Here is a 21,122-nt window from a genome sequence, read left to right as displayed (position 1 = left end):
GATGAGCGAGATCGGGCACAAGTTCGCGCGGCTGGAGGCGCTGCGCGCGGCGGGCTTCCCCGTCCCGGGGTTCTTCTGCCTGCCCGCGGGCGAGTTCGACCGGGCGCTCCGCGCGCTGCGGCTCCCCCCGCCCGGCGCGGCGCCGGTGGAGGAGTGGTGCGCCTCGGCGGCGTCGGCGCTGGCCAAGGCCGTCCCGGACGGGGACCTCGCCGCCGGGCTGCTGGAGGCGTTCGACGCGCGCATCGGCGCGGGCGGCACGGCGGCCGTGCGCGCCTGCGTCGTGCCGGGCCCGGACGGCGCGGGAGAGGACTCCGCCGACGACCCGTTCGCCGGGCTGAGCGACAGCTTCCTGTACGTCCGGCGGGACGGGCTGCTGGAGGCGGTGGCGCGCTGCTGGGCGTCGGCGTTCAAGGCGGAGGCCGTCCGCTACCGGATGCACCGGGGCGTCGATCCGGCGGCCGCCAGGGTCGCGGTGGCCGTCCAGCGGATGGTCCCGGGGACCCGCTCGTTCGTCGCGTTCACCCGCGACCCCCGGGACGGGACGCGCCACCACATCATCGCCGCCGCGTACGGGATCGGCGAGGGCGTCGTCCAGGAGAAGGCCGACATCGACCACTACTTCGTGGACCCGGTGACGGGCACCGTCCGCACCGAGGTCGCGGTGAAGCGGCGCATGGTCGGACCTCCCGCCGACGGCGGGACCGACCCGAGAGTGGCCGAGGTGCCCGAGGAGCTGAGGACGGCCCCCGTGCTGACCGACGAGGAGGCGCAGCAGATCGCCGGGCTCGCCGCCCGCGTGGAGGACCACTTCGGCCGCCCGCAGGACATCGAGGGGACGTTCACCCCCGACGGCGCCCTCCACCTCGTCCAGGCGCGGCCGCTCGCGGCGAGCGCACGGGACGACGGCCCCCGCGTCCACTGGGGCAACCACAACATCACCGAGAGCTTCCCGGGCGTGTCGGGCGCGCTCACCTACTCCCAGGCCCGCATGTTCTACGAGCTGGCCTTCGGCGACCTGTACCGGCGGATGGGCGTGCCCGCGCGGCGGCTCCGCGCGAACGCGCACCGGCTGGCGCGCATGGTCGGGCACCTCGACGGCCGCGTCTACTACCGGCTGGACGACTGGCAGGAGCTGCACGGCCAGCTGCCCGTGTTCGACCTCATCCGCGGCGGGTGGGAGGAGAACATGGGCATCACCGGCGAGGCCCGCGCGGCGCGGCGCCGGTCCCGGCTCCGGGCCGCCGCCTCCCTGCCCGCCGTCGTCTGCCGCGCGGCCGGGCACCGGCGGGCGACCAAGCGGTTCCTGCGCTGGTGGGACGGCGTGATGGCGGAGGTCCACGACCCCGCGGCCCGGCCGCTCGCCGAGCGCCCGGCGGACGAGCTGATCGCCCTGTACCGGCGGGTGTGGGCGGAGGCGTCGACGCGCTGGGGCGTCACGCTCGCGAACAGCGTCTACGGCCTGCTCGTCATGCGCGCCGGTACCGCGCTGCTGCGCCGCTGGGCGGACGCCGGGCCCGAACTGCTCGTCGGCCTGCTGTGCGGGGGCCGGGAGAACCGGTCGCTCGCCGCCGCGCGCGCGGCCATCGGCCTCGCCGAGCGCGCCGCGGAGGACCCGGACCTGAAGGCCGCGGTGCTCGCCGCCGACCCGGCGGACGAGCGGAGCCTGCGCGCCGTGTGGGAGGGCGTCGAGGCCGGCCGGCACGGCTCCCGCGTGGCCGCCGAGGCGCGCGCCTACCTGCGCCGCTACGGCGACCGCGCCGTGCACGACCTCAAGCTCGACGCGCCCACGCCCCGGCAGCGGCCCTGGATGCTCGCCGGGACGCTCGCGACGTTCGTCCGGCAGGGCGCCACCGCCGCCGGCAACCGCGCCGACGAGGCGCGGGCGGCGGACGAGGCCCGGCGGCGGCTGCGCGCGGCGTGCCGCGGCCCGGCCCGCCGCGCCGTGCTGAACGCGATGCTGGCCGTGACGCGCTGGCTGGTCCGCACGCGGGAGGACACCCGGTTCTGCCGCACCCAGCTGTTCGGGCTGTCCCGGACGGTCCTGTGGCGCCTCGGCGAGGACCTCGCCGCGGCGGGCGCGCTCGACGACCCGATGGACGTCCTCGACCTCACCGTCGAGGAGGTGATCGGCGCGTTCGACGGCACCCTGCCCGGCTCCGGCCCCTGCGGCCTGCGCGCCCTCGCGGCGGTGCGGCGCGCCGAACGCGACCGCCACCGGGACGCGCCGCCCCCGCCCGCGCTGCTGTCGCTCCCCGCCGGCCGCCCGGTCGCCGCGGCCCTCGCCTGCGCCCGCCCGGCCGGCGACCGCCGGCTCCCGGACGGCGGCCCCGCCGGCCCGGCCGGCGACCTGCTGCGCGGGCTCGGGTCGAGCGGCGGGACGGTCCGGGGCCGCGCCAAGGTCGTCCTCGACCCCGGCATCCCGCCCGCCGACTGCGCCGGCCGGATCCTGGTCGCCCGGGAGACCGACCCCGGCTGGCTCTCCCTCATGATCGCCGCGGCCGGCCTGGTCGTCGAGCGCGGCACCCTGCTGTCGCACACCGCCGTCACGGGACGGCTGCTCGGCGTGCCGGCCGCGGTCGCGGTCGGCGGCGCCGTCGCCCGCATCCCGGACGGAGCATGGATCGAGCTGGACGGGCGCGCCGGCACGGTCCGGGTCCTGACTGGACAGGGGGGCGACGACCGCGCCCGATGACGCGCCGCGCCGGCGGCCACCGGCGCGGCCCGCACACACCCCGCAGCACCAGAGGAGTCAGCACGTGGACGAAGGAGTGTTCGGCAGGGCCGCCCAGGAGAGGGCGATCGCCGAGGTCGAGGTGGAGATCGCGCGGCTGTGCGAGCTGCTCGCCGAGGGGCTCGCCATGGGCCTGGACGAGGGCCGGGAGATGGTCGGCGGCGCCATGTCGGAGTTCCTGCTGGAGTTCTTCGACCTCGTCCGCGCCAAGGGGTCGCGCCCCGGCATGCGCGGAATGATCACGCTGCCGATGATGGTGCACGGCGCGGAGACCGGCGAGCCGGGGCCCGCGGCGCCGATCGCCGTGGTCCACCTGCTCTGGTGGGCGTCCGCGCGGTACCTCGACGACCTGACCGACGCGCCCGGGGCGCCCGGCGCCGACGCCGGCCCGAAGGTGCTCACCGCGCTCGCCGTCGGCAGCCACCTGCCCGCCCGGCTGCTGGCCGGCCTGCCGGTGCCCGCCGCGACCCGCGCCGCGCTCGGCGAGGAGCTGTCGCGCGGCTGGCTGGACGCCGTGGACGGCCAGCTCCGCGACCTCACCTGCCGCGCGGCGGCGGCCACGCCGCAGTCGGTGCTGCACAGCTACGCGGGCAAGACCGGCGCGCCGTACGCGATGGCGGCCGCCGCGGCGGCGTGCCTGGCGGGAGCGGACCGCGACCGGGTCGCCCGGTGGCGGGCGTTCGGGCGGTCGCTCGGCGTGCTGCGCCAGCTCGTCAACGACCAGCGCGACCTCGCGTCCGGCCGGCACGAGGACCTCGCCAACGGCACCGCGACCTACCTGCTCGTCCAGCTGCTGTCCGCGCTGCCCGCCGGGCGGCGCCGGGAGGCGCTCGCGCTGCACGCCGCCGCCCGGCACTCGGCGGCCGCGCGCGCCGAGCTGACCGCGTGGATGCTCGACGACGAGGTGATCGACGCCTACGCCGCCTCCGTCGCGCCGCTGATCGAGCGCGCGCACGGCCTCATCGACGAACTCGGCGGTGAGCCGGGCTGCGTCCGGGAACTGCACGGGCTGGTCGACGAGACCGTCGGCCACATGCCCAGGTTCCGTCTGGCCGTGGCCTAGGGAGAGGACGCGATGACCGCTCCCGGCGGACTCTCCGACATCCTCATCTCCAACGGCCCACGGGTCGCCGCCGCGATCGGCGAGGCCCTGCACGGCCATCCCGCCTACCTGCCGATCCGGCGCGCCGCCGGCCCCATGTTCGGGAACCGCGGCGAGAACTGCACCCGGCTGATCGCCCTCGTCCTCACCGGCGAGCCGCTGCCCGACGAGGACCTGGGGCGCTTCCGCGACCTCGGCGTCCTCGCGGCGCGGCAGGCGATCCCGCTGCCGGTGCTCACCGAGGTGTGGGACCTCGCGCTCGCCGCCGCCGCCCGCACCTGCTGGGCGATCGCGCCCGCCGGCTGCTTCGCCGAGCTGGCCGAGCTGACCGCGCACGCGGCGCGGCTCGCCATCGGCGCGCGGGAGGCGTGCATCCAGGGCTACGCGGAGGCGCCCCGCGAGGGGGGCAGGTCGCGGCCGCTGCGCCGGCTGCTCGCCGAGACCCTGATCGACGGCGCCCCGGCCGGCGTCATCGCCGAGGCGGCCGGCGTCCGCCTCGCGCCCGCCTACCTCGTCCTGCTCTGCGAGGCGCCCGCGGCGGCGTCCTGCTGGGAGCGGGCGAGCGAGCGCCTGGACGCCTGGGACGGCGTCCTCTACTCCGGCGACCTGTCCGGCCTCATCGTGCTGTTCCCGGCCGCCGACCCGCTGTGCGCCGAGGCGCTGGCCGCCGAGTTCACCGCCTCCCTCCCCGGCCCGGTGCACGCCGCGGCGGCGTACCGGCGCGGCCTCGCCGACATCCCCGACGCGCTGGAGGAGGCGTCCCGCGTGCTGACCGTCGCCAAGGCCATCCCCGACGCCGAGGACCGCCCCTACCGGGCGGACGAGCTGCTGGTCGAGCTGGCGATCCTGGAGCAGCCCGCGATCCGCGGCCGGCTCGCCGCCGTGCTGAAGCCGCTCGACGCCGGCACCGACCTGCGGCGGACGCTGGAGGTGCTGCTCGCCTGCAACCTCGACCGCGAGCGCGCCGCCCGCGAGCTGTGGATCCACCGCCGCACCCTGCACTACCGGCTGGACCGCATCCGCGACCTGTCCGGCGTCGACCCCAGCTCGGCGCGCGGCATCCAGCTGTTCCGCGCCGCCCTCACCTCGGCGCGGCTGGCGAGCGGCCGCGCCCCGTGCGCGGACCGCGGCCGCCGCGCCGAGGAGACGTCGCTGCCCCCGCCGCTGAGCGCCTGAAGGAGACCGATGGACTTCCCCCTGCCGCACCGCCCGGGCGTCCCGCTGGACGCGGGCCACCTGCGGCTCCTCCGCGAGCGGCCGCTCGTCCCGGCCGCGGTGGCGGGCCGCGGCGCGCTGCTCGTCACCCGGCACGCCGACGTCCGCACCGTGCTGGCCGACGGCCGGTTCAGCCGGGAGGCGTGGCACGGCGGCACCCTCTTCGCCCGGACCCCGGCGTCCCTCGCCCTCGTCACCAGCGACCCGCCGGTGCACACCCGGCGCCGCAGGGCCGTCCAGGCGCGGTTCACCGCCCGCCGCGCGGAGGCGGACCGCCCCCGCATGGCGGCGCTCGCCGGCCGCCTCCTGGACGGGATGGCGGCGGACGGCCCGCCCGCCGACCTGCTCGCCCGGTTCGCGACGCCGTTCCCGTACGCGGTCATCTGCGACATGCTCGGCGTCCCCGCCGGCGACCTGGGCCTGCTGCTGCCGTGGGTGAGCGCGATGATGTCGGCGGGGCACTACCCCGACACCGAGGTGAAGGCCGCGCACGAGGGCATGCACGGCTACTTCGCCGAACTGGTCGCGGCCCGCCGGACGCTGCCCGGCGACGATCTCCTCACCGAGCTCGTGCACGGCTCGGACCTGTCCGACGAGGAGATCGTCGTCTTCGGGTCCGGGCTCCTGATGGCGGGCGGCGAGACCACGTCCACCTTCCTCGGATCGTGCGTCCTCGACCTGGTCACGCGTCCGGGGCTCGCGGCCCGGCTGCGCGACGCGCCCGCGCTGGTCCCGTCCGCGGTCGAGGAGTATCTGCGCTGGGTGTGGTTCGCCGGCACCGGCGGGCAGCCGCACGTGCTGCTCGCCGACGCCGAGCTCGCCGGGACGCCCCTCGGGCGGGGGGACGTCGTCGTGCCGCTCACCGACGCCGCCAACCGCGACCCGGCGGCCTTCCCCGCCGCCGACGAGTTCGACCCGGCCCGATCCCCGAACCCGCATCTCGGCTTCGGCCACGGGCGCCACATGTGCCTGGGCGCCCACCACGCCCGCGCCCAGCTCCAGATAGCGCTGACCGCCCTCCTGCGGCGCTTCGACGACCTCGCCCTCGGCGTGGACCCCGCTCGCCTCGCCTGGCGGGAGGGCATGTTCATGCGCGGCGTCTGGCAGCTCCCGCTCACCTGGTCCGAGGGGCGCCCGCGATGAGCGTGGGCCGGACGTCCGGGACGAGCGCGGGCGACGTGCGCGGCGGGCTGAGGGAATGGGCGGCCCGGATCGGGCGGTTCGTCCGCGGGAGCCATCCGCCGCTGCCGTCCGCGGTGTTCGCGGCGGCGTGGGCGTACGGGGTGACCGGGCTGTTCGCCGCGGTCGACCCCGCGGGCTCCGGGTGGCGGCCCGGCGGCGGGACGGCGGTCGCGGCGGCGACGCTGTTCCTCGACCTGCTGCTCATGCGGGCGCTCGACGACATCCGCGACCTGGACTACGACCGGCGGTTCAACCCCGGGCGCCCGCTGGCGTCCGGCGCGGTCCACGTCCGCGACCTGGCCGTGCTGTACGGCGCGGGGGCCGCGGCGATCGCGGCGCTGAACGCGCCGTGGCCGTGGCGGGCCGGGATCCTGCTCGTCCAGCTTCTCTACGCGGCGGCGGCCGTCGGCGTCCACCGGCGCTGGGGGCGGCCTCCGGCCGACCGGCTGTTCACCGGCCTGCTGGTGAGCCTGCCCGCGCCCGTCCTGCTGCACCTCTACCTCTACGCCGGCTACCTGGACGCCTGCGGGCACGGCCCGGACGGGTACGGGCTCGCCGCCGTCGCCGTCGCGGTGTCGGCCGCGGGGCACGTGGAGCTGGCCGGGAAGATCACCCGCGCGCCGCGGCCCGGCGAGCGGACCTACGTGACGACGCTCGGCCTCGCCGGAACGGCGGCGGCCGCCCTCGCGGTGCCGGTGCTCTCGGCGGGGCTGCTCGCCGTCTTCGCCCCGCCCGGCCGGTGGGCGGCAGCGGCGTTCGCCCCGCTCGCCGTCCCCGCGCTCGCCGCGTGGAGTTTCGCGCGGGGGCTGCCCCGGTGGCCGCGCCCCGCGGCCGCCGCCTACCCGCTGGCGGCCTACGCGAGCTGGCTCGTGCTCGGACTCGCCCGATGACAGGAGGCCCGATGACAGGAGGCCCGATGACAGGAGGATCGTGGACGTCACCGCATGGATCGACCGGCTGGAGGCGGGCTGGCGCGACCGCGACGCCGACGCGATCGCGGCGCTGTTCGCCGCGGACGCCCGCTACCGGCAGGGGCCGTTCGGCGCCCCGCTCGTCGGGCGCGCCGCGATCCGCGCGCATTGGGCGGCGACGCTCGGGCGCCAGCGCGACCCGCTGATCTGGTTCGGCGAGCCGCTCGCCGCCGGGCGGCGGGCGGCGCTGGAATGGTGGTGCGTCCTGCACGACCCGTCGGACGGGACGCCCCGCACCGCCGCGGGCTGCGTCACCCTCTGGTTCGGCGGCGACGGCCTGTGCCGCGCCCTCCACGAGTACTGGCACGGCGAGCCGGGCCGGGCGGCGCAGCCGCACGAGGGCTGGCCGCACCGGGCGCGGTGAGGCGGGCGTCAGGCCAGGCCCATCTCCCGCCGGACGTTCTCGAACTCCACCGCCATGGCGTCCGCCAGCGCGCGGGCGCCCGACAGCGGCCGCACCATCACGCAGAACTCGTCGATGAGCCCGGCGTCGTCGTGGTGCAGGAAGTCGCAGCCGTGCACCTCGCGGTCGCCGACCCGCGCCTTGAAGACCAGGGCGTGGTCGCGGCCGCCGCCGATCTCCCGGACGTAGCGGAAGCCGGTGAACACCCGGGTCACCGCGCGCAGGATCGCGGTGACCGCGGCCCGTCCCTGATACGGCGCGAACGCGACCGGGCTGAGGAACACGACGTCCTCGGCCAGGAGCGCGGGGAGGGCGTCGATGTCGCCCTTCTCAATGGCCGCGCGGAACGGGTGCATCGGGCCCACCTCCAGGCTCGGGTCATCGGCTCGCCCCGTGAGGACGTGGCGAAAGCCTAGAGGGAGCGGGCCCCTCCCGCGATCAAGACCGGGCCGCGATCGGGGCGCCGCCGCGATCGGGGAGCCGGGCCGCGTCATGCGCCGGGCTGCAGCAGCACCTTGATCGCGCCGTCCTGCTTCTTCTGGAACATCTCGTACGCCCGCGGCGCCTTCTCCAGCGGCCAGCGGTGCGTGGCGAGGTCCATCACGCCGAGCGGGTCGGAGTCGTCGGAGACCAGCGGCAGCAGCTCGTCGATCCACCGCTTGACGTGCGCCTGCCCCATGCGCAGCCCGATGCCCTTGTCGAACATCTTGAGCATGGGCAGCGGGTCCGTCATGCCGCCGTAGACGCCGATGACCGAGATCGTCCCGCCGCGGCGCACGATCTCGATCGCGGTGTTGAGCGCGGCGAGCCGGTCGACGCCGACGCGCTGCATCACCGGCGCGGCGGAGTTGCCCGGCATCAGCGTGGTGAGGGTCTGCGCCAGCTTGGCGCCCGGCGAGCCGTGCGCCTCCATGCCGACCGCGTCGATCACCGAGTCGGTGCCGCGGCCCCCGGTGAGCTGGCGGACCGCGTCCGGCACGTCGTCGGCGTCGTCGGCGTCGATCACCTCGACGCCGTGCCGGCGCGCCATCTCCAGCCGCTCCGGCACCAGGTCGACCGCGATCACGCGGTGCCCGAGGTGGCGGGCGATCCGGGCGGACATCTGGCCGATCGCGCCGAGGCCCAGCACGGTGACCGTCCCGCCCTCCGGGATGCCGGCCCACTCGACGGCCTGCCGCGCGGTCGGCAGCACGTCCGACAGGTAGACGAACCGCTCGTCCGGCGGCCCCTCCGGCACCTTGACCGGCCCGAAGTGCGCCTGCGGGACGCGCAGGTACTCGGCCTGCCCGCCGGGGACCTGCCCGTAGAGCCGGGTGTAGCCGAACAGCGCCGCGCCCGAGCCGTACTCGCGGACCTGCGTCGTCTCGCACTGCGCGTAGAGCCGCATACCGCACATGTGGCAGCGGCCGCAGGAGATGTTGAACGGGATGACCACGCGGTCGCCGGGCTTGACGTGCGCGACGTCGGGGCCGGTCTCCTCGACGATGCCCATGGGCTCGTGGCCGAGGATGTCGCCCTCGCTGAGGAACGGGCCGAGCACCTCGTACAGGTGCAGGTCCGACCCGCAGATCCCGGTCGAGGTCACCCTGATGATCGCGTCGTCCGGCTCCTTGATCGTCGGGTCGGGCACGGTGTCGACGCGGACGTCCCGCCTGCCGTGCCAGGTGACAGCCTTCATCGTTGCTCCCTCTCGGACGCGGTGGCCCCGTCCCAGCCCGCCCTACCCCGACGAGCGGGGCGAAACGTCCGTCCCGTCCGGCGCGGCGGCACGCCGGCGGGCGATCCGGACTGAGGTCGTAAATGAGGGGTAAAGCGTGCACATGGACGACGGCCCCCAGCGCCTCGGCGTGCTCGACATCGGCTCCAACTCGGCGCACCTGCGCGTCGCCGACCTCGCCCCGGACCTCCCGCCCCGGCCCGTCCGGTCGGTGAAGAGCGCCGTCCGGCTGGCCGAGGCCACCGACCGGCACGGGGTCATCGGCCGGCCCGCCGTGGGCCGGCTGATCGCCGCGGTGCGCGAGTCGGTGGCCGCCGCCGCGGCGCTCGACGTCACCGAGCTCGTCCCGTACGCGACGTCCGCGCTGCGCGACGCCGCCAACCGGGACGACGTCACCGCGGAGGTCCGCGCCGCCACGGGAGTGGAGCTGGGCTTCCTCACCGGCGAGCGGGAGGCGCGGCTGACGTTCCTCGCCGCGCGCCGCTGGTTCGGGTGGTCGGCGGGGCCGATGCTGCTCGCCGACATCGGCGGCGGCTCGACGGAGCTGGCCTACGGCGCCGGGCGGGAACCGGAGATCGCGCTGTCGCTGCCGCTCGGCGCGGGCCGCCTCACCCGGCACCACCTGCCCGGCCCGCCCGTCCGCAAGCGGACGTACCGGGCGCTGGGCGAGCACGTCCGGTCCGTGCTCGGCGAGGCGGTGATCGGGATCGCCGCGCGGCCCGCGCCGGTCCGCGCCGTCGCGACGTCCAAGACCTTCACCCAGCTCGCCCGGCTGTGCGGCGCGCCCAAGGCGAAGGCGGGCCTCTACCGGGAGCGCCACCTCGACCGGAGCGACCTGCGCGGCTGGATCCCGAAGCTGGCGAGGCTGCCCTACGAGGAGCGGGCGCGGCTGCGCGGGGTGAAGGCGTCGCGCGCCCGCCAGATCCTCGCCGGCGCGATCGTGGCCGACGGCGTCATGGACGTCCTCGGCGTCGACCGGCTCGACGTCTGCCCGTGGGCGCTCCGCGAGGGCGTCTTCCTGCACCGGCTGAGCGAGCTGGCGGGCGGCCGGGGCCCCGAGCTGTTCCCCGAGCGGCGCCCCATGACGCTGCGGGGAGCCTCGCTGCGCGCCGTCACCTGACCGCGGGCCGGCGCGGGACCCGGAGCCGCCCTTTCCCCGGGCCTTCCCGGCGTTTGAAAGAGGCCAGCGCGGCAAGTGGCCCGTTGGGCTCGGACGAGCGAGGGAGGGAGGGCCGCCGATGACCGCGGTACAGGGGAGGCGCGACACCAGCGTCGCCGACGCGCTGGCACGGCACCGCAAGGGCACCAGGATCGGCCATGTGCTGGCGACGACCGACCACAAGATGGTCGGCTACCTGTATCTCTCGACGTCGTTCATGTTCTTCCTCGCCGCCGGGATCATGGCCATGCTGATGCGGGCCGAGCTCATGGAGCCGGGCAAGCAGGTCGTGAGCAACCAGGTCTACAACGAGCTCTTCACCATGCACGGCACGATCATGATGCTGCTGTTCGCGACCCCGACGTTCCTCGGGTTCGCCAACGTGATCGTCCCGCTGCAGATCGGCGCGCCGGACGTCGCGTTCCCCCGGATGAACGCGATGACCTACTACCTGTTCCTGTTCGGCGGGCTCATGGTCCTCGCGGCGTTCATCATGCCGGAGGGGGCGCCCGGCTACGGGTGGTTCTCCTACGCGCCGCTGACCGAGCCGTCGTACTCGCCCGGCCTGGGACCCGACCTGTGGATCATGGGGCTGATCCTGTCGGGGTTCGGGACGATCCTGACCGCGGTGAACATCACCACCACGATCATCGCGATGCGCGCCCCCGGCATGGTGATGTTCCGGATGCCGATCTTCACCTGGAACGCGCTGCTGACCAGCCTGATGGTGCTCGCGGCGTTCCCGGTGCTGACCGCCGCGCTGTTCGCGCTGGAGGCCGACCGCAAGCTCGGCTCGCACATCTACGACCCCGCGAACCACGGCGCGCTGCTCTGGCAGCACCTGTTCTGGTTCTTCGGCCATCCCGAGGTCTACATCGTCGCGCTGCCGTTCTTCGGCATCGTCACCGAGATCATCCCGGTGTTCGCGCGCAAGCCGCTCTTCGGCTACCTCGGCATGGTGGCGGCCACCATCTCGATCACCGGGCTGTCGATGACGGTGTGGGCGCACCACATGTTCGCCACCGGCGGCGTGCTGCTGCCGTTCTTCTCCATCACCTCGTTCATGATCGCGGTCCCGACCGGCATCAAGTTCTTCAACTGGATCGGCACGATGTGGAAGGGGCAGCTGACGTTCGAGACCCCGATGCTGTTCGCGATCGGGTTCCTCGTCACGTTCCTGTTCGGCGGGCTGACCGGGGTGATCCTCGCCTCGCCCCCCATGGACTTCCACCTCACCGACTCGTTCTTCGTGGTCGCGCACCTGCACTACGTGCTGTTCGGCACGATCATCTTCGCCACGTTCGGCGGCTTCTACTTCTGGTGGCCGAAGATGACGGGGCGGATGCTGCACGAGGGCTGGGGCAAGGTCCACTTCTGGACGATGTTCCTCGGGTTCCACCTGACGTTCCTCGTCCAGCACTGGCTGGGCGCGGAGGGCATGCCGCGCCGCTACGCCGACTACCCGGAGAAGTTCGCCACGCTGAACTTCATCTCGTCGATCGGCGCGTTCATCCTCGGCGCCTCCACGTTCGCGTTCCTGTGGAACGTCCTGCGCAGCTGGCGGCGCGGCGAGAAGGTCGAGGTGGACGACCCGTGGGGGACCGGCGGCTCGCTGGAGTGGGCGACGTCCTGCCCGCCGCCCAGGCACAACTTCACGGCCATGCCGCGGATCCGCTCCGTCCGCCCCGCGTTCGACCTGCACTACCCGCCGGTGGAGCCGCCGCAGGAGAAGGAGCCGGCGCTCCCGCCGCCCCGGGACTCCTGACCCGGGTGGTCAGCCGCCCTCGCCGTCGTCCGACGGGCCCCGGAGGTCGCCCTGGCCGCCGCCGTACGACTCGGACTGGTAGTCGAGGTAGAAGCGGTTGGCGCGGGTCCGCACCTGCGCGCGGGCGCGGTCGGGGGTGGGGAGCGGGATGAGGTGGTTCGGGTAGGGGGCGACGAGCTCGCGCGGGCGCCGGGTCCGCAGGACGGCCTCCTGATCCGCGGACGGCTGCTCGTGCCGCTCGGTGAAGGCGCCGTCCGGGGTCAGCGAGATCAGGCCGCTCTCCACGCCCTCCTCGCGGATCTGGAGGTCGCGGCGCTGCAGGCTCAGGCAGACGCGGCGGGCGATGACGAACGCCGCGACCGGCCCGACGAAGAACCCGACGCGGAAGAACCAGGTCGTCCAGAACAGCGGGATCTTGAACGTGTCGGCGATGACGTCGTTGCCGCCCGCCGCGAGCAGGTTGGCGTACCAGACGGCGGCCGCCGCGCCGATCCCGGTCCTGGTCGGGGCGTTCCTCGGCCGGTCCAGCAGGTGGTGTATCCGCTCGTCGCCCGTGGCCCAGCGTTCCGCGAACGGATATACCCCGATCAGGGTGAAGAAGACCCCCGGCAGGATGACGGCCGGCAGCAGCACGTTCCACGCGACGGTGTGCCCGGCGACCGTCGTCGACAGGCGTCCCATGATGCGCAGAGACCCCTCCAGGAACCCGACGTACCAGTCGGGCTGGGAACCGAACGACACCTGGTCCGGCTCGTACGGGCCGTAGAGCCACACCGGGTTGATCTGGAGGAACGCCGCCATCCCCGCGAGGACGCCGAACGTGAACAGGAAGTAGGCGCCGCTCTGCGTGGCGAAGTGCGGGAACGTCTTCTCGCCGCTCACCGACATCTCCCGCCGGCCCCTGCCCGGCCACTGGGTGTGGGTCTGGTGCCAGAGGATCATCAGGTGCACGGTGATGAGCGCGATCAGGATCGCCGGGATCAGCAGGATGTGCACGGTGAACAGCCGGGGGAGGAAGTCCTCGGCCGAGGGGAACTCGCCGCCGAAGACCCACATGCTGGCGTACGTCCCGGCGACGGGGACGGAGAGCAGGATCCCCTGGAAGATCCGCAGGCCGGTGCCGGACAGCAGGTCGTCTGGGAGCGAGTAGCCGGCGAACCCCTCGGCGACCGCCAGCGCGAACATCGTCACGCCGATCACCCAGTTGACCTCGCGCGGCTTGCGGAACCCGCCGGTGAAGAAGATCCGCATCAGGTGCATGATGATCGCCGCGAGGAAGATGTTCGCCGCCCAGTGGTGGATCTGCCGCATCAGCAGCCCGCCCCGGACGTCGAACGTGAGGTGCAGGGTGGAGGAGTACGCCTCGCTCATCTTCACGCCCCTGAGCGGCGCGTAGGAGCCGTCGTAGACGTGCACCGCGCCGCTCGGCTTGAAGAACAGCGTGAGGAACACGCCCGTGATGACCAGGACGATGAACGAGTTCAGCGCGATCTCGCCGAGCAGGAACGACCAGTGCTTCGGGAACGCCTTCTTGATGTTCCGGTCCAGGAACGAGGTGGTGCCGAGCCGGTCGGTCGTCCCCCAGAAGAGCTTCTCGGCCCGGGTCCCGGCCCTCTCCGCGACCTCGGCTTCGGCCCCGCCCTTGCGTCCCGCCATCGCGCATCTCCCGTACCGGAGCAGTATTTCCGCTGGGCGGGTACCCGTGCCGGATCACGGCAAACGGTCAGGCCGCGCGGGCCTCTCCGGCCGCGCCGAGGCGGTGCCGGGCGAGCTTGATGTCGGCGCGCAGCCGGTCGGCGGCCAGCGGGTCCCGCTCCAGCCCGCCGAGCCCGTCCTCGATCAGTTCGAGCTGGTCGGCGCGCATCCGGGCGAGCAGCCGGCGCGGCTCCCCGGCGGGCACGCCCCACCGCTCCTTGCGCCGCCACTTGCGGAACGCGAGCACGTGCCCCTCGCCCGGGACGAGGACGCCCCGCGCCGTCTCGGCGTGCACGGTCCGGCGGAAGTGCGACAGGTACCGCCGCCGCGCGAGCCGGTAGGCGGCGACCGCCGCGAGCAGGATCGGCGCGCCCTTCACCGGCAGCAGCACGACCCCGGACAGGACGGGCGCGTCCCACCACGAGTGCAGCGCCATCGCCAGCAGCAGCGCGCCCGCCGCGACGGCGGCGCTCGCCCGGGACGCGCGCCCGAGCAGGCAGCCGAGCCCCGCGCCGCCGACCGCCGTCATCGCCCAGTGGCTCCACCACGCCCCGCCGACCACCCGGCTGCCGAAGGAGAAGAGCGCCGCGCTCGCGTCCTGCGTCGCGCCGGTCAGCACGATCGTGTTGAGGACGTACAGGAAGTTCTCCGCGAACTGGAAGCCCAGCCCGGCGAGCGCGCCGTACCCCCAGCCGTCCAGCGGCCCCCGCACGGCGGCGGGCGCCATCAGCGCGATGAGCGCGACGCCGAGCAGCTTCAGGATCTCCTCGTCGACCGGCGCGGCGATCGACGCGCCCCACACCGCGGTGAAGGCGGGGCCCGCCGTCTTGCCGAGGACCGCCTGGAACGCCGAGTTCGCGGGCAGCGCCAGCCCGAACGCGGCGAGGCCGCCCCACGCCACCGCGACCAGCGCGTACCCGGCCGGATGCGACCGGACCGGGTGCAGCCGTCGCAGCACCCACACCCCCGCCGCCAGCGACGGCGCCAGGAGCGCGAACCCGACGGTCGCGCCGGCCGGGAACGCCGCGGCCTGCGCGCCGATCCCGCGGAAGGCGATCCAGCCGCCGAGCAGGCACGCGGCCGCCCACAGCCAGAACGCCGGCCGGCGGATCACGACGCCGAGATCCGCACGGACCGCACGATGGCGTCGACGTCCGCGGCCAGCCTGCGGTAGGCGCCGGGCGGGCCGGACGCCGTCACCGTCGCGCCGAGGGTGCCCGCGGCGAACACGGTCGCCATGCCGACGCGCTCCCGCCCGGCGAGCCGCCCGGTCAGCCCGGTCAGGCCGTGCGCGGTGGTGATGGGGACGGGCTGCGCGCGCAGCCGCGAGCGCCCGCCGGCGGCGACGATGCGGCCGAGGCCGTCCCACAGCTCCCGCGCGTCGAGCGGGGCCAGCGGCACCACGACGCGCACGTAGAGGCCGACGCCGGAGTTGGACAGCTCGATGTTGCTGGTCAGCGAGGACTGCGCCTCGTCCAGGGCCCAGCCCGCCGACGGCACCGTGAACGCCACCGGGCGGACGCCGTCGCGCTCCGCGCCCACGGAGAGGACCGTCCCGGCCGCGAGCGGCCGCGCGCCGCTGCCGAGGGCCCGGTCGAGCAGCGGCAGCCCCGCGGCGAGGACCAGCAGGACGAGCGCCACGAGACCCGTGCCCCACCATCTCACCCGCGCCACGTGACCCCCCGATCATGTGCGCTGCGGAAATGCCCCTTGACAGCGGCGCTAAACAGGATCGGGGCGCGCCGGGTCACCAGTGAGCGGGCCGTCCGACCGCGTCCGGCAACCGCGTGCCCGCGTCGCCCCGCGCCGAGTCCAGCTGCCCCTGCGTGAGGAACAGGCAGCCGGTGAGGTCGGCGCCGCGCAGGTCCGCGCCGCGCAGGTCCGCCCCGATCAGGTCCGCCGAGCGCAGGTCCGCGCCGCGCAGATCGGCCGCGATCAGGTACGCGCCGCGCAGGCAGGCGCCGCGCAGGTCCGCGCCCGCCAGCCGCGCCCCGATCAGGTCGGCGCCCCGCCGGTTCGGCTTCGGGCCCGGCACGCCGGCCCTGGCCAGCTCGCTCGCCCGCAGGAGCAGCGCGTTGACCGCCTCGCGCACCGCCGGGACGTCCACCTCGGCGAGCTCGCCGGGACCGCCCAGCGTGAGGCGCTCGACGTCGTCGTACGCATGCCGCAGTTCGTCGCGGACGGGTCCGGCGGCCGGCATCGCCAGGGCCTCGTCCAGATACCGGAGCAGCTCGTGGAGCCGGCGCATGACGGGGAAGACGCGGAACATCGGGCCCGCGACCTCCGGCCCTTCGCGCCAGTCCCGGCCGGCGAAGGTCCGCTGCGACACCTTCTGGCCGGCGCCGAAGCAGTCGAAGACGGCGCAGCCCTGGAAGCCGCGCTCCCGGAGGTCGGCGTGGACGCCGCAGCGGAAGTCGGCCAGGAGGTTGCGGCATGGCTCGCCCGCGTCCTTGTCGATCGCGAAATCGGCCGACTTCGCGAACGGCAGCGCGACGCAGCACAGGCCGAAGCAGTTCCCGCAGTCGGCCTTCAGGTCCGCCCTCTCCGGCACTCCGCCCCCTCCGTCGGCGACGCTCCATTGTCGCGCCGCGCGGCGGCTGCTCGTGACGCGGTGGGATACAGTCCGGAGGGCCTATGACCACCTCCCTCACCGAGTCCGCCATCGTCTCCAGGCTGCGCGCCGCGGGCTGCGTGTTCGCCGAGGACGAGGCGCGGCTGATCCTCGCCGCCGCCCGCACGCCGGACGACGCGTCCGCCATGGTGGAGCGGCGCGCCGCCGGGCTGCCCCTCGAACACGTCCTCGGCTGGGCGGAGTTCTGCGGCCTGCGCATCGCCGTCGAGCCCGGGGTGTTCGTGCCGCGCCGCCGCACCGAGTTCCTCGTCCGGCGGGCCGCCGCACTGGCCCCGCCGCGCCCGGTCGTGGTCGACCTGTGCTGCGGCTCGGGCGCGCTGGGCGCCGCGCTGGTCTCCGGACTGGTCTCCGGGCAGGTCTCCGGAGCGGGCGGGGCCGAACTGCACGCCGCCGACATCGAGCCCGCCGCGGTCCGCTGCGCCCGCCGCAACATCGCCCCGTTCGGCGGCCGCGCCTACGAGGGCGACCTGTTCGCACCGCTGCCGGACGCGCTGCGGGGGCGCGTCGACGTGCTGCTCGCCAACGTCCCCTACGTTCCGACCGGCGATGTCGCGACGCTGCCCGCCGAGGCGCGCGACCACGAGCCGCGGGTCGCGCTCGACGGCGGCCCCGACGGCCTGGACGTGCTCCGCCGCGTCACCGCGGAGGCGGCGGGCTGGCTGGCCCCCGGGGGCCGCCTGCTGTTCGAGACGAGCGAGCGGCAGGTTGCGGACGCGGTCGCCGCCGTCGAGCGCGGCGGGCTGGCGGCCGCGGTCGCGACGTCGGACGAGTTCTCCGCCACGGTCATTGCCGGAGCAAAACCTGTGTAAATCCTGACGCTCGGGTACAGGTCGCCTAGGACGACCTGAAGGAGTGAACTCGAATGCGCCGCATCAGTGCAGCGCTCAGCGCCATCGCCGGCACGATCGTCAGCATCGTGACCCTGCCTTTCCGGGTGCTGCAGCGCCTGCTGACCCCCGGGCGCCGCGGCCGCACCCGCCGGTAACGGCCGCGACGCGCAACCGGCCGCCCCGGTCCGCCCCCCGTTCGGACCGGGGCGGCCGCACGCGAAAATGCTTTGCGCGCCGATGGCGATTCCCCCATCCTGGGAATACCGAACTGAATGGGTCTGTAGCTCAATGGGAAGAGCGCCCGCCTTGCAAGCGGGAGGTTGCCGGTTCGAATCCGGCCCGATCCACGAACTGGACCGGCGGGAGTAACGACCCCCGGCTGGTTCCGCACCGTGCCCGAGGCGGGCGGACGCCACCGCCGCCGGCGGGCGCCCATGCTGGATCATCCAATGGCAGGATGCGTGACTCTGGATCACGTCATGCAGGTTCGACCCCTGCTCCAGCAGCCATTCCGTCAGGGCCGCGCGCCGATGCGGGCGCGCTGCGTCGTCCAGGCGCGGGCCCGGCCGGTGAGGGTGATCCCGAGGCCGGGCCGGGCCGGGACGTCCATCCGGCCGTCCCTGATCGTCAGCCGTTCCTCGAAAAGCGGATCGAGCCAGTCGAAATGCTCGACCCACGGCTCGCCCGGATAAGCGGCGGCCAGATGCAGGTGTATTTGCATCGCGAAATGCGGGGCGAGTCCCAGATGGCGGTGGTCGGCGAGCGTCGCGAGCTTGAGGAAATTGGTGATGCCGCCGATTCGCGGGGCGTCCGGCTGGATGACGTCGGCCGCGCGCCGGTCGATGAGCTCGCAGTGCTCGGCGACGCTGGTGAGCATCTCGCCGGTCGCGATCGGCGTGTCGAGCGCCGCGGCGAGCGCGGCGTGGCCCTCGGCGTCGTAGGCGTCCAGCGGCTCCTCGATCCAGGTGAGGCCGAAGTCCTCCAGCGCGCGGCCCATGCGCAGCGCGGCCGGCCGGTCCCACTGCTGGTTCGCGTCCACCATCAGCGGGAACGCGTCGCCGAGGCGCTCCCGGACGGCGGTGACGCGGCGCATGTCCTCGGCGTGGTCGGGATGGCCGACCTTGATCTTGACGCCGCCGATCCCGGCGGCGGCGGACGCCTCGGCGTTCTCCAGGACCTCCTCCAGCGGCGCGTGCAGGAAGCCGCCCGAGGTGTCGTAGCAGCGGACCGAGTCGCGGTGCGCGCCGAGGAGCTTGGCGAGCGGCAGGCCCGCCCGCCTGGCCTTCAGGTCCCACAGCGCGATGTCGATCGCCGCGATCGACTGGGTGGCGAGCCCGCTGCGGCCGGCCGACGCCCCGGCCCACGCGAGCTTCGTCCAGAGCCTGGCGATGTCGTTCGGGTCCTCGCCGATGAGGACGGGCGCGATCTCGGCGGCGTGCGCGAACTGGCCGGGCCCGCCGGCGCGCTTGGAGTAGCCGAACCCGATGCCCTCGTGGCCGCCCTCGGTGCCGATCTCGGCGAACAGGAACACGACCTCGGTCATCGGCCGCTGCCGCCCGGTCAGCACCTTGGCGTCGCTGACCGGGGCGGCCAGCGGCAGCGTCACCGACGACAGGTCGATCCAGGCGACCCGGTCGGTGGCCGTCATCTCAGCGCACCCGCTTCACGAGTTCGGCCAGCTCGGCGGTCTCGGCCTCGGTGAGGTCGGTCAGCGGCGGGCGGACGGGCCCGGCGGGGCGGCCGGTGATCCGCATGCCCGCCTTGATGATGCTCACCGCGTAGCCCTTGCGGCGGCCGCGGATCTCGCAGTACGGCAGGACGAAGTCCGCGAGCCGCCGCGCCACCTCGTCCCGGTCCCGGTCGCGGACGGCGGCGTAGAACGCCAGCGCGAACTCCGGGATGAAGTTGAAGACCGCCGAGGAGTAGGTCGTGACGCCCATCTCCAGGTAGGGGAGCGCGAACGTCTCGGCGGTGGGGAGGCCGCCGATGTAGACGAGCCGGTCGCCGAGCCGGGACCTGATCCGCGTCATCAGCTCCAGGTCGCCGACGCCGTCCTTGAACCCGACGAGGTTGGGGCAGCTCTCGGCGAGCTCGGCGACCGCCGCGTCCCCGTAGACGGCGTTCGCGCGGCTGTAGACGGTCACGCCCAGCCGGGTCGCCGCGCAGACCGCGCGGACGTGCGCGACCAGGCCGTCCTGCGACGCCTCGGTGAGGTAGGGCGGGAACAGCAGCACCCCGTCGGCGCCCGCGTCCTCGGCCTCGCGGGCCATCCGCGCGGCCGCCGCCGTCCCGTACCCGGCGGGGGCGATCACCGGGAGCCCGTCCGGGGCCTCCGCGACCGCCGCGCGCACGACCCGGCCGACCTCGTCCGGGGTGAGCGAGAAGAACTCGCCCGTGCCGCCCGCCGCGAACAGCCCGGCGACGCCGTATCCGCCGAGCCGGGCGATGTTCTCCCGGTAGGCGCCCTCGTCGAAGGACAGGTCGTCGCGGAAGTGGGTGACGGGGAACGAGAGGAGCCCGGACCCGAGCCGCGTCGCGATCTCTTCGGGCGCAGTCTGCTTCATGCACCCGAGGCTAGGATGACCGATTGATCCAGGTCCAACACGAAAAAGGCATCTACTGATGCCTTAAGGGAATCGATGTTCACGCTGGCCCAGCTCACGAACTTCGTGGCCGTCGCCGAGGAGCTGCACTTCGGCCGGGCGGCCGAGCGGCTGCGGATGACGCAGCCGCCGCTCAGCCGGCAGATCCAGCTGCTGGAGAACGAGCTCAAGGTCCGGCTGTTCGACCGGACGAACCGGTCCGTCCGCCTCACCCCGGCCGGCCGGGCGTTCCTCGTCGAGGCGCGCCGGCTGCTCCAGCAGGCCGACCACGCCGCGATGTCCGTCCGGCAGGTGTCGGCGGGGGAGGCCGGGAGCATCACGGTCGGGTTCACCGCGGCGAGCGCCTACGCCATGCTCGGCCGCCTGCTGGAGGTGGCGCGGGCGGCGCTGCCCGGCGTCGGGATCGTCCTGCGGGAGATGGTCACCCGCGACCAGTTGCGCGCCCTGGCCGAGGGCGGCCTCGACCTCGGGCTGGTCCGGCCGCCGGTCACCGACCCCGACCTGGAGGAGCGCCCCGCGGACCGGGAGGCGCTGCTCGCCGCGGTCCCCGACGGCCACCCCCTGGCCGAGGGGGACGGGCCGCTCGCGCCGGCCGACTTCGACGGGCAGCCGTTCATCATGTACTCGCCCGTCGAGGCCCGCTACTTCCACGAGCTGGTGATCAGCCTGTTCCGGCAGGCGGGCGTCTCGCCCGTGTACGCGCAGTACCTCAGCCAGGTGCACAGCATCCTGGCGCTGGTCGGCAGCGGCTGGGGCGTCGCGCTGGTGCCCGCCGCGGCGTCCCGGCTGCGCTACGCGGGGGTGGCGTTCCGCCCCCTGGACGTCCCGGGCCCGGACCCGGTCGAGCTGAGCCTGACCTGGCGCAGGAGCAACGACAACCCGGCGCTGGCGAAGCTGCTCCGGCACCTTTGACGCGCCTTGACCGGGACGCGGGACATGAATTATTTTGTCGTTCAAATATTGGTCGTCAAAGTATTGATCCGCATTCCCGGCCCGTGGAGGAACGATGAGCGACTATCCCGCGTACGCGCCGTCGGAGGAGCATGAGCTGCTGCGGCGTACGGTGCGTGAGCTGGCCGAGGCCAAGATCGCTCCTTTCGCGGCGGAGGTGGATGAG

The 21,122-nt window shown here is 74.7% G+C and carries 20 protein-coding genes and 2 tRNA genes; 14 read left to right on the top strand and 8 right to left on the bottom strand.

Features of this window, described 5'->3' with window-relative positions; translation table 11 throughout:
• Position 1: 1 nt before the first annotated feature.
• The 6 genes from ABTW95_RS31530 (at position 2) to ABTW95_RS31505 (ending at position 7,565) form a co-directional block, all read left to right on the top strand.
• Positions 2 to 2,692 (top strand): PEP/pyruvate-binding domain-containing protein, encoded by a 2,691-nt coding sequence (locus tag ABTW95_RS31530; protein ID WP_500228223.1) that lies wholly within the window; start codon positions 2 to 4, stop codon positions 2,690 to 2,692.
• Between the two features lie 64 nt (positions 2,693 to 2,756).
• Positions 2,757 to 3,794, top strand: a complete 1,038-nt coding sequence (locus ABTW95_RS31525) for a polyprenyl synthetase family protein (protein WP_396445816.1) — start codon at positions 2,757 to 2,759, stop codon at positions 3,792 to 3,794.
• Between the two features lie 12 nt (positions 3,795 to 3,806).
• Positions 3,807 to 5,009, top strand: coding sequence for a PucR family transcriptional regulator (locus ABTW95_RS31520; protein WP_500228222.1), 1,203 nt, complete (start codon positions 3,807 to 3,809; stop codon positions 5,007 to 5,009).
• A gap of 9 nt (positions 5,010 to 5,018) precedes the next feature.
• Positions 5,019 to 6,191 (top strand): cytochrome P450, encoded by a 1,173-nt coding sequence (locus ABTW95_RS31515; protein ID WP_500228221.1) that lies wholly within the window; start codon positions 5,019 to 5,021, stop codon positions 6,189 to 6,191.
• Positions 6,188 to 7,120, top strand: coding sequence for a hypothetical protein (locus tag ABTW95_RS31510; RefSeq protein WP_500228220.1), 933 nt, complete (start codon positions 6,188 to 6,190; stop codon positions 7,118 to 7,120). Before ABTW95_RS31515 ends, ABTW95_RS31510 begins: the two co-directional genes overlap by 4 nt.
• A 40-nt stretch (positions 7,121 to 7,160) precedes the next feature.
• A complete protein-coding gene (locus tag ABTW95_RS31505) occupies positions 7,161 to 7,565 on the top strand; it encodes a nuclear transport factor 2 family protein (RefSeq protein ID WP_500228219.1) in 405 nt (134 codons plus the stop codon).
• Between the two features lie 8 nt (positions 7,566 to 7,573).
• Here the strand turns inward: ABTW95_RS31505 and ABTW95_RS31500 are convergent, their stop codons facing one another.
• Complete coding sequence (locus ABTW95_RS31500; protein ID WP_396445821.1) at positions 7,574 to 7,960, bottom strand: nuclear transport factor 2 family protein; 387 nt, start codon at positions 7,958 to 7,960, stop codon at positions 7,574 to 7,576.
• A gap of 134 nt (positions 7,961 to 8,094) precedes the next feature.
• Entirely contained in the window at positions 8,095 to 9,282 is a 1,188-nt protein-coding gene (locus tag ABTW95_RS31495; protein ID WP_396445822.1) for a zinc-dependent alcohol dehydrogenase, read from the bottom strand.
• A 142-nt stretch (positions 9,283 to 9,424) separates the two neighbouring features.
• On the opposite strand from ABTW95_RS31495, the gene ABTW95_RS31490 reads away from it, so the two are divergent.
• Together ABTW95_RS31490 and ctaD are read left to right on the top strand one after the other, a co-directional pair.
• Complete coding sequence (locus ABTW95_RS31490) at positions 9,425 to 10,441, top strand: Ppx/GppA phosphatase family protein (protein WP_500228218.1); 1,017 nt, start codon at positions 9,425 to 9,427, stop codon at positions 10,439 to 10,441.
• Between the two features lie 118 nt (positions 10,442 to 10,559).
• The gene (ctaD, locus tag ABTW95_RS31485; protein ID WP_396445824.1) at positions 10,560 to 12,245 is read left to right on the top strand and encodes an aa3-type cytochrome oxidase subunit I; all 1,686 of its coding nucleotides are present in this window, start codon (positions 10,560 to 10,562) and stop codon (positions 12,243 to 12,245) included.
• A 9-nt stretch (positions 12,246 to 12,254) separates the two neighbouring features.
• On the opposite strand, the gene qcrB is transcribed toward ctaD, so the two are convergent.
• The 4 genes from qcrB to ABTW95_RS31465 all read right to left on the bottom strand — a co-directional run bounded on the left by qcrB (position 12,255) and on the right by ABTW95_RS31465 (position 16,491).
• Positions 12,255 to 13,901: a cytochrome bc1 complex cytochrome b subunit gene (qcrB, locus tag ABTW95_RS31480; RefSeq protein ID WP_396453863.1), complete on the bottom strand. Its 1,647-nt coding sequence runs from the start codon at positions 13,899 to 13,901 to the stop codon at positions 12,255 to 12,257.
• A gap of 67 nt (positions 13,902 to 13,968) precedes the next feature.
• On the bottom strand, positions 13,969 to 15,054 hold the full coding sequence (locus ABTW95_RS31475) for a PrsW family glutamic-type intramembrane protease (RefSeq protein WP_500228217.1): 1,086 nt from the start codon (positions 15,052 to 15,054) through the stop codon (positions 13,969 to 13,971).
• Complete coding sequence (locus ABTW95_RS31470; RefSeq protein WP_500228216.1) at positions 15,051 to 15,614, bottom strand: hypothetical protein; 564 nt, start codon at positions 15,612 to 15,614, stop codon at positions 15,051 to 15,053. Before ABTW95_RS31470 ends, ABTW95_RS31475 begins: the two co-directional genes overlap by 4 nt.
• Before the next feature lie 73 nt (positions 15,615 to 15,687).
• Entirely contained in the window at positions 15,688 to 16,491 is an 804-nt protein-coding gene (locus ABTW95_RS31465) for a pentapeptide repeat-containing protein (protein ID WP_500228215.1), read from the bottom strand.
• 83 nt (positions 16,492 to 16,574) lie between these two features.
• On the opposite strand from ABTW95_RS31465, the gene ABTW95_RS31460 reads away from it, so the two are divergent.
• The 4 genes from ABTW95_RS31460 (at position 16,575) to ABTW95_RS31445 (ending at position 17,911) form a co-directional block, all read left to right on the top strand.
• Positions 16,575 to 17,381 carry a putative protein N(5)-glutamine methyltransferase gene (locus ABTW95_RS31460; protein WP_500228214.1) on the top strand — a complete coding sequence of 269 codons (807 nt, stop codon included), beginning with the start codon at positions 16,575 to 16,577 and terminating at the stop codon, positions 17,379 to 17,381.
• A 53-nt stretch (positions 17,382 to 17,434) separates the two neighbouring features.
• The gene (locus ABTW95_RS31455; RefSeq protein WP_396445829.1) at positions 17,435 to 17,557 is read left to right on the top strand and encodes an LPFR motif small protein; all 123 of its coding nucleotides are present in this window, start codon (positions 17,435 to 17,437) and stop codon (positions 17,555 to 17,557) included.
• A 119-nt stretch (positions 17,558 to 17,676) separates the two neighbouring features.
• Positions 17,677 to 17,749, top strand: a tRNA-Ala gene (locus ABTW95_RS31450).
• 88 nt (positions 17,750 to 17,837) lie between these two features.
• A tRNA-Gln gene (locus ABTW95_RS31445) sits at positions 17,838 to 17,911 on the top strand.
• A gap of 5 nt (positions 17,912 to 17,916) precedes the next feature.
• On the opposite strand, the gene ABTW95_RS31440 is transcribed toward ABTW95_RS31445, so the two are convergent.
• Positions 17,917 to 19,050 carry an L-talarate/galactarate dehydratase gene (locus tag ABTW95_RS31440; RefSeq protein ID WP_500228213.1) on the bottom strand — a complete coding sequence of 378 codons (1,134 nt, stop codon included), beginning with the start codon at positions 19,048 to 19,050 and terminating at the stop codon, positions 17,917 to 17,919.
• A gap of 1 nt (position 19,051) precedes the next feature.
• Complete coding sequence (gene kdgD, locus ABTW95_RS31435; RefSeq protein ID WP_396453868.1) at positions 19,052 to 19,966, bottom strand: 5-dehydro-4-deoxyglucarate dehydratase; 915 nt, start codon at positions 19,964 to 19,966, stop codon at positions 19,052 to 19,054.
• Between the two features lie 75 nt (positions 19,967 to 20,041).
• Here kdgD and ABTW95_RS31430 point away from each other — a divergent pair, with 75 nt between their 5' ends.
• Together ABTW95_RS31430 and ABTW95_RS31425 are read left to right on the top strand one after the other, a co-directional pair.
• Positions 20,042 to 20,917, top strand: coding sequence for a LysR substrate-binding domain-containing protein (locus tag ABTW95_RS31430; RefSeq protein WP_396445832.1), 876 nt, complete (start codon positions 20,042 to 20,044; stop codon positions 20,915 to 20,917).
• 94 nt (positions 20,918 to 21,011) lie between these two features.
• Positions 21,012 to 21,122, top strand: a 111-nt coding sequence (locus ABTW95_RS31425) for an acyl-CoA dehydrogenase family protein (RefSeq protein WP_364554070.1), incomplete at its 3' end; no start/stop codon positions are given.

Origin of the sequence: Spirillospora sp. NPDC127506, from assembly GCF_040302145.1 — a bacterium.
Lineage (GTDB): Bacteria > Actinomycetota > Actinomycetes > Streptosporangiales > Streptosporangiaceae > Spirillospora.
Note: the sequence above shows the minus strand (reverse complement) of the source record. Positions and strands in the feature narration are given on the sequence as shown.